8 protein-coding genes are annotated in these 12,243 nt (G+C 60.2%); 5 read left to right on the top strand and 3 right to left on the bottom strand.

Features of this window, described 5'->3' with window-relative positions; genetic code table 11:
* Positions 1-8 precede the first annotated feature (8 nt).
* Complete coding sequence (gene thrH, locus NE357_RS08995; protein ID WP_119428417.1) at positions 9-626, bottom strand: bifunctional phosphoserine phosphatase/homoserine phosphotransferase ThrH; 618 nt, start codon at positions 624-626, stop codon at positions 9-11.
* 163 nt (positions 627-789) lie between these two features.
* Here thrH and NE357_RS08990 point away from each other — a divergent pair, with 163 nt between their 5' ends.
* From NE357_RS08990 to NE357_RS08980, 3 genes are all read left to right on the top strand, one after another.
* The gene (locus NE357_RS08990; protein ID WP_007960132.1) at positions 790-1,524 is read left to right on the top strand and encodes a phosphoadenylyl-sulfate reductase; all 735 of its coding nucleotides are present in this window, start codon (positions 790-792) and stop codon (positions 1,522-1,524) included.
* Positions 1,525-2,033: 509 nt separating this feature from the next.
* On the top strand, positions 2,034-3,578 hold the full coding sequence (locus NE357_RS08985; protein ID WP_169429547.1) for an NCS1 family nucleobase:cation symporter-1: 1,545 nt from the start codon (positions 2,034-2,036) through the stop codon (positions 3,576-3,578).
* 54 nt (positions 3,579-3,632) lie between these two features.
* Positions 3,633-4,361 carry an aspartate/glutamate racemase family protein gene (locus NE357_RS08980; protein ID WP_007960127.1) on the top strand — a complete coding sequence of 243 codons (729 nt, stop codon included), beginning with the start codon at positions 3,633-3,635 and terminating at the stop codon, positions 4,359-4,361.
* Here NE357_RS08980 and NE357_RS08975 read toward each other — a convergent pair.
* On the bottom strand, positions 4,330-5,271 hold the full coding sequence (locus NE357_RS08975; protein WP_169429546.1) for a LysR family transcriptional regulator: 942 nt from the start codon (positions 5,269-5,271) through the stop codon (positions 4,330-4,332). The genes NE357_RS08980 and NE357_RS08975 overlap by 32 nt on opposite strands.
* Positions 5,272-5,396: 125 nt before the next feature.
* Between NE357_RS08975 and NE357_RS08970 the strand changes: the two genes are divergently transcribed.
* Entirely contained in the window at positions 5,397-6,143 is a 747-nt protein-coding gene (locus NE357_RS08970; protein ID WP_169429545.1) for a 3-oxoacyl-ACP reductase family protein, read from the top strand.
* Positions 6,144-6,214: 71 nt separating this feature from the next.
* Here NE357_RS08970 and NE357_RS08965 read toward each other — a convergent pair whose 3' ends face one another.
* Positions 6,215-6,910 (bottom strand): HAD-IA family hydrolase, encoded by a 696-nt coding sequence (locus NE357_RS08965; protein ID WP_007960113.1) that lies wholly within the window; start codon positions 6,908-6,910, stop codon positions 6,215-6,217.
* Positions 6,911-7,159: 249 nt separating this feature from the next.
* On the opposite strand from NE357_RS08965, the gene NE357_RS08960 reads away from it, so the two are divergent.
* Positions 7,160-12,019 (top strand): RHS repeat-associated core domain-containing protein, encoded by a 4,860-nt coding sequence (locus tag NE357_RS08960; protein WP_169429544.1) that lies wholly within the window; start codon positions 7,160-7,162, stop codon positions 12,017-12,019.
* Positions 12,020-12,243 lie beyond the last annotated feature (224 nt).

Here is a 12,243-nt window from a genome sequence, read left to right as displayed (position 1 = left end):
AGAATGACTTAAAGGCTCAAATCGCGATTCGAAGCTTTGAGGAATTCCTGTTTCAACTCGGCAAAGCTATGCACCGCCGGAAACTGCGGGAACTCGCGGATCACGTTATCCGGCGCATGGAACAGAATCCCCGCATCCGCCTCGCCCAGCATGCTGGTGTCGTTGTAGGAATCCCCCGCCGCAATCACCCGGTAATACAGGCTCTTGAAAGCCAGGACCGACTGACGCTTCGGATCTTTCTGACGCAACTGATAGCCCGTGACCCGCCCGCTTTCGTCAGTGATCAGGCGGTGACAGAGCAAGGTCGGAAAACCCAGCTGACGCATCAGCGGCTGGGAAAACTCGTAGAAGGTGTCCGACAGAATCACCACCTGAAACCGCTCGCGCAGCCAGTTGACGAACTCCACCGCGCCGTCGAGCGGCTTGAGGGTCGCGATCACTTCCTGGATGTCCGAAAGCTTCAGGCCATGCTCGTCGAGGATGCGCAGGCGCTGCTTCATCAGCACGTCGTAGTCGGGAATGTCTCGGGTGGTGGCCTTGAGCGATTCGATTCCGGTTTTTTCGGCGAAGGCGATCCAGATTTCCGGTACCAGCACCCCTTCAAGATCAAGACAGGCGATTTCCACAAGACACTCCCGTTTGTAATGTTTATTGAGTCGAGCGAGCCCGAACTCTAGCCGCTCGACCTGGAGCGCGCAACGCAGAGGCCGCCCCGACGGGCGTTGCTTTTTGTTACCATCGCCGCCATATAGAGCGCCCAGCGCCACCGACCTGTAGGAAGCCGCCCTGATGAGCCCAACGTTCGACGTCGTGGAACTCGCCACGACCTATGCCAACAAATCCGCGCAGGACATCCTCAAGCTCGCGTTCGCCGAGTTCGGCGACGACCTGTGGATATCTTTCAGCGGCGCCGAGGATGTGGTGCTGGTGGACATGGCCTGGAAGCTGAACAAGAACGTCAAGGTGTTCAGTCTCGACACCGGTCGCCTGCATCCGGAAACCTACCGATTCATCGATCAGGTGCGCGAGCACTACAAGATTGATATCGAACTGGTCTCGCCGGACTACACCAAACTTGAACCGTTCGTGAAGGAAAAAGGCCTGTTCAGCTTCTACAAGGACGGCCATGGCGAATGCTGCGGCATCCGCAAGATCGAGCCGCTGCGCCGCAAGCTGTCAGGTGTCAAAGCCTGGGCCACCGGCCAGCGCCGCGATCAAAGCCCTGGCACCCGCAGCGCCGTGGCGGTGATGGAAATCGATACAGCGTTCTCCACCCCGGAGCGCACCCTGTACAAGTTCAACCCGCTGGCGCAGATGACCAGCGAGGAAATCTGGGGCTACATCCGCATGCTGGAGCTGCCGTACAACAGCCTGCATGAGCGCGGCTTCATCAGCATCGGCTGCGAACCGTGCACCCGCCCTGTCCTGCCGAACCAGCACGAACGCGAAGGTCGCTGGTGGTGGGAAGAAGCGACCCAGAAAGAATGCGGGCTGCATGCGGGGAATATCATCAGCAAGGCGTAAATTCCCAGCCCCGATGATGCGACTGTGGGAACAAATCAGCTCCCACAGTGTTCTCTACTCACCTTAAAAAATGTGTACACACGAATGTCACCATCAGTGCCATTTATGTGTGCACTTTTAGTTTCTGCGCCCTGAAAAGTTACATCACGCTCCAGAAACGAATCCTCCCGGCGCCCGCCAAAATCCCTCCCGAAAAATAAATACCTGTTCGAACGGTCAATTTATATCGCCTGAGTTTCAGCGACTTGGCGCCATTCAATAACTTTTAGAAATCAGCGAGGGTTTGCATAGATCGATAACTGGCACAGATCTGGCTTATGTGCATACATGTTTTGTATACAAATCTGCAAAACATGAACCCACACTTCGACCCGCCAGCCTGAAGCGACCTATCCCGTACAGGCTGCAGATGCCCCTAACCTGTGATGTTTCACCGTCCCGACGAAGATCTGCCGAGCCTGAGCGCTCATGCACAGTCATCGTGGCCCGAACATCAGGAGCCTGCCGGAATGCGTACGAGTCTCTCGAACAACACCATCGCGCTGAATCAGCCCTCCTCCTCAACCCTCGACCACACCGTGCCTCGTGACGGTATCGCCGAGCCGCTGCAACTGAGCCCGCGTCTACACAACAGTGACCTCGCGCCGACCAGGGTCGAAGGACGGCGCTGGGGCAAATACAGCATCTTTGCCCTGTGGACCAACGATGTGCACAACATCGCCAACTATTCATTTGCCATCGGCCTCTACGCCCTGGGCCTGGGCGGCTGGCAGATTCTGCTGTCGCTGGGGATCGGCGCGGCGCTGGTGTATTTCTTCATGAACCTGTCGGGCTACATGGGCCAGAAGACCGGGGTCCCGTTTCCAGTCATCAGCCGGATCAGTTTCGGCATTCACGGGGCGCAGATTCCTGCGTTGATCCGGGCGGTTATCGCCATCGCCTGGTTCGGCATTCAGACGTACCTGGCGTCGGTGGTGTTTCGGGTGTTGCTCACGGCGATCCATCCGGGATTCGCCGACTACGACCACAACTCGATCCTCGGCCTGTCGAGCCTGGGCTGGGTGTGTTTCGTGGCGATCTGGTTTGTGCAGCTGGCGATCCTCGCCTACGGCATGGAAATGGTCCGCCGCTACGAAGCGTTCGCCGGGCCGGTAATTCTGCTGACCGTCGCCTGCCTCGCCGCGTGGATGTACACCCAGGCCAACGCGACCATCGCTTGGTCGATTCGCGAACCGCTGACCGGCGGCGAGATGTGGCGCAACATCTTTGCCGGTGGCGCCTTGTGGCTGGCGATTTACGGCACGCTGATCCTCAACTTCTGCGACTTCGCCCGCTCTTCGCCGTGCCGCAAAACCATCAAGATCGGAAACTTCTGGGGCCTGCCGGTGAATATTCTGGTGTTCGCCGGGATCACCGTCCTGCTGTGCGGTGCGCAATTTCAGATCAACGGCCGGATCATCGAAAGTCCGACCGAGATCATCGCCTCGATACCCAACACGTTCTTTCTGGTACTCGGCTGCCTGGCGTTCCTGATCGTCACCGTGGCGGTGAACATCATGGCCAACTTCGTCGCCCCGGCCTTCGTGCTGAGCAACCTGGCGCCGAAATACCTGACCTTCCGCCGCGCCGGGCTGATCAGCGCCACCATTGCCGTGCTGATCCTGCCGTGGAATCTCTACAACAGCCCGCTGGTGATCGTGTATTTCCTGTCCGGCCTCGGCGCCCTGCTTGGCCCGTTGTACGGCGTGATCATGGTCGACTACTGGCTGATCCGCAAAGGCCGGATCCACGTGCCGCAGCTGTACAGCGAAGACCCGAACGGCGCGTATTTCTACAGCCGTGGCGTCAATCTGCGCGCGGTGGCGGCGTTCATTCCGGCCGCGCTGATCGCGATCGTCCTCGCACTGGTACCGGGCTTCCACAGCGTTTCGCCCTTCTCCTGGCTGATCGGTGCCGGCATTGCCGGGATGCTCTACCTGATCATCGCCAAACGCCAGCCGCACTACGCCGACGTGGACGGTGAATCCATCGCCGTCGACAACGTCAGCCACTGATTTTTTTGGCGGCCCTTCGCGGGGCCGCAGAACCAACCGTAATAAGGACTTCCCATGCGAATTCTCGTGGTCAACGTCAACACCACCGAATCCATCACCCAGGCCATCGCCCGTTCGGCACAGGCTGTCGCCTCCCCGGGCACGGAAATCGTCGGCCTGACGCCGCATTTCGGCGCTGATTCCGTCGAGGGCAATTTCGAAAGCTATCTGGCCGCCATCGCCGTGATGGACCGGGTGATGTCCTACGACCAGCCGTTCGACGCAGTGATCCAGGCCGGCTACGGTGAACACGGTCGCGAAGGTTTGCAGGAATTGCTCAACGTGCCGGTGGTGGACATCACCGACGCGGCGGCCAGCACCGCGATGTTTCTCGGCCACGCCTATTCGGTGGTCACCACGCTGGATCGCACCGTACCGTTAATTGAGGATCGGCTGAAACTGTCCGGCCTCTGGGATCGTTGTGCCTCAGTGCGCGCCAGTGGACTTGCGGTTCTGGAGCTGGAACATGAACCGCAGCGGGCGCTGGAGGCGATCGTGCACCAGGCCGAACTGGCAGTGACTCAGGACAAAGCCGAAGTGATTTGCCTGGGTTGCGGCGGCATGGCCGGGCTCGATGAAAAAATCCGTCAGCGTACCGGCGTGCCGGTGATCGATGGCGTCACCGCTGCCGTCACGATCGCCGAATCCCTGGTGCGCCTGGGGTTGTCAACGTCCAAGGTGCGCACGTATGCGACGCCGCGTCCAAAAACCATCATCGGCTGGCCAGCACGTTTTGCGCGTTGAACCGCTCCGCGAGATCCAGCGTTGAAAACTGCTCGATGATGAAATCAACGAACGCCCGGGTCTTGCCCGGCAGCAGTTTGTGCTCGGCGTAATAGATGGAGATGTTGCCGTCGTCGACGTACCAGTCCGGCAGGACCCGCTGCAACGTTCCCGCCTCCAGATAGCCGACGGCAAACGGCATGCTCACCAACGCAATCCCCAGCCCCTGCGCCGCCGTGGCGCAGGCGGCTTCGGAATCACTCATCGTCATTCGTGCCTTGAGGGTCAGCGGGCTGTGTTGTCGGGTGCGATGGGTCAACTGCCAGGAGCGCACGCGACCGGTTTGCGGTGAGCGGATCAGGATGCCGTCGTGCAACTTGAGGTCGTCTGGTTCGCTGATCGGCGCGTGCCGATCCAGATAGTCTGCAGAGGCCACCAACACCCGATGCGCCGGCGTCAGCCTGCGCGCCACCACGCCCTGGGGCAGCTCGAAGCCACCACCAATCGCCGCATCGAAACCCTGGCCGATCAGATCGACCTGGCGGTTATCGAAGTGCCAGTCCGGATTGATCGCCGGAAACCTTTTCAGGAACTCTCCCAGCAACGGCACGATGTACAAGCGGCCGAACACCGTGCCCATGCTGACCTTCAGCGTGCCCGCCGGTTGACCGCCGGCGCTGGCCAGATTGCTCACGGCATTCTGGATGGTGGTCAGGCTTGCGCTGACCTCACTCAGAAACAATTGCCCCGCTTCCGTCAGGGTCAACCGACGGGTGCTACGCTGGAACAGCCTCACGCCGAGGCGCGCTTCCAGTTTCGCCACGCTTTTGCCCACGGCGGCCGGTGTCAGGCTCAGGCGTCGCGCGGCCTCGGCAAAGCTGCCGACTTCGGCGCTGCGCACGAAGCATTCGATACTGCTGAAGGTTTCCATGGCCGCCACTCTAAACTTTTGGTTTACACAGACTATAGCAACCACGGTCTACTCGCCTGGTGGCGAGGGGCAGATACTCGACACCACACCAAGGCAGCCTGCCTTGAAATTTCTGGAGATCGAACATGACCACTCAACACCTCAGCGGTAAAGTCGCTCTGATTCAAGGCGGCTCTCGCGGCATCGGTGCCGCCATCGTCAAACGCCTGGCCGCTGAAGGCGCCGCGGTTGCCTTTACCTACGTCAGCTCCGCCGCCAAGGCTGAAGAACTGCAAAACAGCATCACCGCCACCGGCGGCAAAGCCCTGGCGATCAAGGCCGACAGTGCAGACGCCAGCGCCATCCGCCACGCCGTAAGCGCCACTGTCGAAACCTTTGGCCGTCTCGATATCCTGGTCAACAACGCCGGTGTGCTGGCCGTCGCGCCGCTGGAAGACTTCAAACTGGAAGACTTCGACCAGACCCTGGCAATCAACGTGCGCAGCGTGTTCATCGCCAGCCAGGAAGCCGCCAAACACATGGGCGAAGGCTCGCGCATCATCAACATCGGCAGCACCAACGCCGACCGCATGCCCTTCGCCGGTGGTGGCGTGTATGCAATGAGCAAGTCCGCACTGGTCGGTCTGACCAAAGGCCTGGCCCGCGACCTCGGCCCACGCGGCATCACCATCAACAACGTGCAACCTGGCCCGGTCGATACCGACATGAACCCGGCTCATGGCGAGTTCGCCGACAGCCTGATCCCTTTAATGGCGGTCGGTCGTTACGGCAAAGCCGAGGAAATCGCCAGCTTCGTCGCCTACCTCGCAGGCCCGGAAGCCGGTTACATCACCGGTGCCAGCCTGACCATCGACGGTGGTTTCGGCGCCTGATTGTTTCGAGTGATCGAAAAACGCCGCCCCTCTGTTAAAGGAGGGGCGGCGTTTTTATGTCGGCGGTTTGATCAGGCCCAATCCAGCGCCGGCAATCCGCAGGCACTCGGTGTGAAGGCTTTCAACGTGCGAAGAATCCCGTCGGCGTGTGCGTATTTTTCATCGGCCATGGCGGCATCGGGAATGGCGATGGCAGTCATGCCGGCTGCTTTCGCGGCTGTCACGCCGAACGGTGAGTCTTCGAACACCAGGCAATCTTCCGGTGCCACACCCAGGCGGCGAGCGGCGGTGAGGAAAATGTCCGGTGCAGGCTTGGCAGCGCCGACTTCCGGATCGTCGGCGGTGACGATGAAGTCGAACAACGCAAACCAGTCGCGGTGCAACGTGGTTTTCTGACCGAACGACTGGCGCGACGAACTGGTGCCGACGGCAATCGGAATGTTGTGCGCCTTGAGGTGGCGGATCAGTTCCTCGGCACCCGGCATCGCTTGCGCGGTGGGAAAGCGCTCGCGCATCAGCGGCTCGCGAATCACCAGAAACTCTTCGGCGGTGATCGGCAGGTCCAGCGCTTCGACCACGTAGCGCGCCAGATCGCCGGCACCGCGACCGATGATGTTCTGCTTGATGCTCCAGTCGAACGTGCGTCCGTAACGTTCGGCAATCAGCGAGGTGACCTCGGTGTAAATGCCCTCGGTGTCCAGCAGCAAACCGTCCATGTCGAAAATCACGGCCTTGATCGGGCCGAACGCCTTCAGCGGTGCATTCATCATCGGATCCGTTATCAAAGATATCCCGGGCGGCGTGGGTAGCGCCGCTGCTCGGATCTGATTAATGGGTTCAGCAGCATAACGAGCCCAGCCGAGGTTGAGCAACGGGGAATGTCGGTTGTCCGCCGAACGTTGCCAGGCACATTTAGAGAATCGCCCTACAGACATCGCCTACTTGCCCGACTTCTTTCCTGTTTGATCCCCCGCAAAGTTTCGCGCCATTCCCTTGATGCGCGCGAGTGACTGCGAATGCTTCCATCCGATCGACTCCTGACCCTGAACAACAGCATTGGTTTGCTGGTGGTCGCTGCGCTGAACCCTGACCAGCCCGACGTCGAAACGCTGTTTCAGGAGTTCCGCCTCTGCCTCAACAACTATGAAAGCTGGGCCGAGCAGTTCTGGACAGGCGACGCGCTGGATGTCGATCAGGTGTTCGAGGTCGGTAACGATGTGCGGCTCAGTGCACCCGTGGCCAGCCGAAAGCCCATCAGTTCCTCCGTGGCCATGTGTTCCGCCACTGGCTCCATGACGCTGGTGCACATGTTCGAAGCAGCGCGCTTCGTTCCGATCGGCGACACGCCGGTGACCCTGGAACCGGTCATTTCCGATGTCGATGGTGTCCTGAAGTTCGGCGAACCGCTGCATTACACCATCGGTCCCAGTGGCATTCTCAAGGTCGACGATTGCGACCGGGGCCAGCGTTATCGCATCACCTTCTTTCCCGATGTTTCCACCGCGCATATCCAGGCGTTGTATGCCTCGTATCAGGGCCTTATCGATGGCCTGGAAGGCTGGCTGCGCGAGGAATGGAAAGGATTTCAACCGCAGTGGACGGAGTTTTCCAGCGCCGGTTTCACCGAGCGTTACGGTCAGTTGCAGCAGGCCGACTGGCGCGGTTTCGAAACGGCCCTGAATGGTGTCTGGGATGACGTGAAGCAACTGTTTGCCCTGCTCGCCGACTTGCAGGCCAACAGCGAAAAGCTTCTGCAATACCTTTCCGCTGTTGAACTGGATGCCCTGCTCACCGCGTCGTCCGAGGCCATCGCCAATGGTCTGCTGATGCTCAGCGATGAGCCGTTGTTGTTCATTTATCTGGCGGCCTTTACCAGTTGGCTGAAGATGCTGCCGCCGCACTTTCTGGCCGAGGTGGTGGCTGAGGTCAGGGCCGAACTGCTGGTCGGTTTTCTGTTGATGTGTGTGTCGGGTGGCATGGGTGTGCCGCTGCGGTTGAGCACAAAGGTATTGGGCAAGATCAAGTCGCCGCGTGCGCGGGAATGGCTGGCGGCGTCGGCGTTGCGGCTGGCAGAGCTGACCTCGGCGCCCGATCTGACCCGACATGCGAGCGCTTTGAAACCGCTGATGATCAATGCGCGCCCGGCGCCGTTACGCCCGACACCGGCCATTCCGCTGGAAGTCCGCACGGCGGATACGCTGGTGCTGACGGTGCCCAATCCGGCGGCCATTGCCCGTGACAAGTCCCACGCCATGACGCGCATGGAACGGCATGAGCCTCGGGATGATGCTTCGGAGCAGGCTAAAAACCCCAACGGTGACAGTGCCGATTGTGCGCCGCGGACCTGCACCAACGGCTGTCCGGTGTCGATGGTCACCGGCGAAGAATTGCTGACGCTGACAGACGGCGTGCTCGACGGGCTGTTGCCGTTCGAGTTCAGCCGCTTGTATCGCACCAGTGCGGCGGAGATCGATGTCGGGCTGGGGTTTGGCTGGAGTCATTCGCTGGCGCATCGGCTGGAGGTCGATGGTGCTTCGGTGGTCTGGGTTGACCATGAGAACCGGCGCACGCGTTTTCCATTGCCGAGCGTCGAGCGGCCGGCGATTCACAACAGTTTGTCGCGGGCGGCGATTTTTCTCGGGGACGAGCCGGAGGAACTGATCGTCGCGCTGGCGGGGGACGCGGCGCGGTTTTATCACTTTCGGGCTGGACGTCTTACCGCTGTCAGCGATGCCTATGCGAATCGTCTGACGGTGCATCGGGATCATTCCGACCGGATTCAGCGCCTGGATAACGGGGCCGGTCGTTCGCTGCTGCTGCGTTACGAGCGGGCGCATCTGGTCGCCGTCGATTATCAGGTTTTTTGTGAGTCGGCCTGGCGCACCGAGCAGACGCTGGTCAGCTACCGCTTTGATGCCCGTCATCGGTTGATCGACGCGACCAACGCCGTCGGCGAGAGCGAGCGTTACGACTACGACGACCAGCACGTCATTCTGCAACGGCAATTGAGCGGCGGCGCGAGCTTCTTCTGGGAGTGGGAGCGTGCCGGCAAGGCGGCGCGTTGCGTGCGGCACTGGGCGTCGTTTTCGCAGATAGATACGCGTTACGTCTGGGATGACGCCGGCAGCGTCACGGTGCATTACGTCGATGGGACTGAAGAGACCTACGTCCACGACGACACGGCGCGGCTGGTGCGTCAGGTCGCCGCCGACGGTGGCGAGCAGCTCAAGGCCTACGATGCTCAGGGCCGGCTGATCGCCGAGCAGGATGCGCTGGGCGCGGTCACCGAATACCGCTACGACGACGTCGGACGGCTGATCGCGCTGATTCCGCCGGACGATGCGCCAACGTCCTACGAGTACCGCCACGGTTTCCTGCACAGCCGTTCGCGTGGCGATGCGGTGTGGACATACCGGCGCAACGCCCAGGGCGACGTCACCGAAGCGGTCGATCCCGACGGCCATGTCACCCATTACTACTACGACCCGCAGGGGCGGTTGCTGTCGATCCGTTATCCGGATTCGGGTCGGCATGTGTTCGTGTGGAATGACCTTGGGCAACTGGTCGAGGAAAGTCTGCCGGACGGCGGGGTTCGGAAGTTTTCCTACGATGCGCTGGGACGGCGGATTACTGCGCAGGACGAACATGGCGCGATCACCCGCCATGCCTGGGACGCCGTTGGCCGGCTGATCCAGACCACGATGCCGACCGGTGCCACCCGTGCCTGGTCCTACAGCGCCTACGGCCAGGTCACCGCCGAACGCGATGAACTGGGGCGCATCACCCGTTACGAATATGACGACGACCTGCACCTGGTCAGCCGGCGGATCAACCCCGACGGCACGCGGATTCAATACCGCTACGACCATGCGCAGCTGTTGCTCACGGAAATCGAGAACGAGTCGGGCGAAAAGTACCGGCTGGACTACACGCCGACCGGACTGATCCGACAGGAAACCGGCTTCGATGGCCGACGCACCGCCTACGCCTACGACCGCAACGGTCATCTGCTGGAAAAGACCGAGTTCGGCGACGACGGCTCGACGCTGGTCACCACTTACCAACGCGACAGCGCCGGGCGCCTGCTGCTCAAGACCCTGCCGGACGGGGTCGAGGTCAGCTACCGCTATGACCGTTTGGGCCGTTTGGTCGGCGTGGATGACGGCCAGGATCACCCGCTGGCCTTCGAGTACGACCTGCAGGACCGCCTGGTGCGTGAGCATCAGGGCTGGGGCACCTTGCGTTACACCTACGACGCCTGCGGCCAGCTCACTCGCCTGCGTCTGCCGGACAACAGCAAGCTCGATTACCACTACGCCAAGGGCGGCGCGCTGACCGCGATCGACCTCAACGGCGCCTTGCTCACCCGCCACACCTGCCAGAACGGCCGCGAGCAGCAGCGCCAGCAAGGCCTGCTGCTCAGCGAATATTCCTACGACGAACAGGGCCGCTTAAGCGCCCACGCCGTAGGCCATCAACGCAGCGCTCTGTACCGCCGCGATTTTGCCTACAGCGCCAACGGCAACCTCGAACACATCGCCGACACCCGCCACGGCCAGCGCAGCTACCAGTACGACGCCCTCAACCGCTTGATCCGCGTACGTCACACCCGCGACGACCTGCCGGAAAACTTCGCCCACGACCCGGCCGGCAACCTGCTGATGCAGGACCGGCCGGGCCCGGCCAGCATCAAGGGCAACCGCCTGCTGATGCAGGGCGACCGCCACTATGACTACGACGCCTTCGGCAACCTGATCCGCGAACGCCGCGGCCGCGCTCAGCAACTCGTCACTGCATACCGCTACGACAGCCAGCACCGCCTGATCGGCCTGACCCGCCCTGACGGCACCACCGCCACCTACCAATACGACGCCTTCGGCCGGCGCATCCGCAAGACCGTCGACGGCCAGACCACCGAGTTTTTCTGGCAAGGCGAGCACCTGATCGCCGAAAGCAGCCAGGAACAGCACCGCAGCTTCATCTACGAACCCGGCACCTTTCGTCCGCTGGCGATGCTCGACGGCAAAGGCCCGAAACGCGCCTGCCCGTTCTACTACCAGCTCGACCACCTCGGCACCCCGCAGGAGTTGACCGACTACAGCGGCGACATCGTCTGGTCAGCCAAATACAGCGCCTACGGCAAAGTCACCTCGCTGGAACTGGCAACCGAGGACTACCTGGACCAGCCGCTGCGCTTTCAGGGGCAGTACTTCGATGACGAAAGCGGGCTGCATTACAACCGGCATCGGTATTACGACCCGGACGTTGGGCGGTACCTGACGCCGGATCCGGTGAAGCTGGCTGGGGGGCTGAATCAGTATCAGTACGTGCCGAATCCGACGGGGTGGGTGGATCCGTTGGGGTTGAGTAATTGTCCAGGAGGTGACGGCTGTAACAAACCATCAGTTGAACAAGATGATCCGACAAAAATAATTCAAGGCGGCGAACTCACCATTAACGTCCCTACCCCGCAAATACAGCGTAGGTATTTGTACCGTGGGGACCAAAAAGATCCTACAGAAGTTTTTGAAAACGGATTTAAAAGCAAGGGAGACAGCAATGATTTGCTACTTCACTCAATTGATAGTGACTACCCCCCAAGCAATTTCATTAGCACATCGCTATCTAGGGATATGGGCAAAGAATTTGCGACATCCAGCTTCACAACACCTGGATTTATTTACACACTTAAAATGATCCCAGGACATAATCTAAAAAACGAGCTGGGATCGGCTTATAGGTTTGGTAGGGAGCAAGAGGTTGCTATCCCCAAAGAAATCAGAAGGGAAGACATTCTGGGAGCTACTCTTATCATTGATGACGGCAGAGAGTTTGGTTATTCGATTCCCAACCCTTACAGGATGATAGACAAATGATTTCGCGATTTACCATATGCATAGGCGTTCACAATGAAAAAAAACACGCAGAGCTAATCTGTAATAGCGAGGCGAAAACCATAACTTTAAATCTCGAAGATAACGCCTGCAAAACATACGCGGGTAGCGACTTCTACAAATGTTTTGGTTCATTACGACAAGACAACCCAGAAATTACATTTTTCTGCAAAGGATCAAAACTAAACGTCCACACCTCAAGCATG

Source organism: Pseudomonas sp. G7(2022), from assembly GCF_052660475.1.
This window is presented reverse-complemented; position numbering and strand designations above follow the sequence as displayed.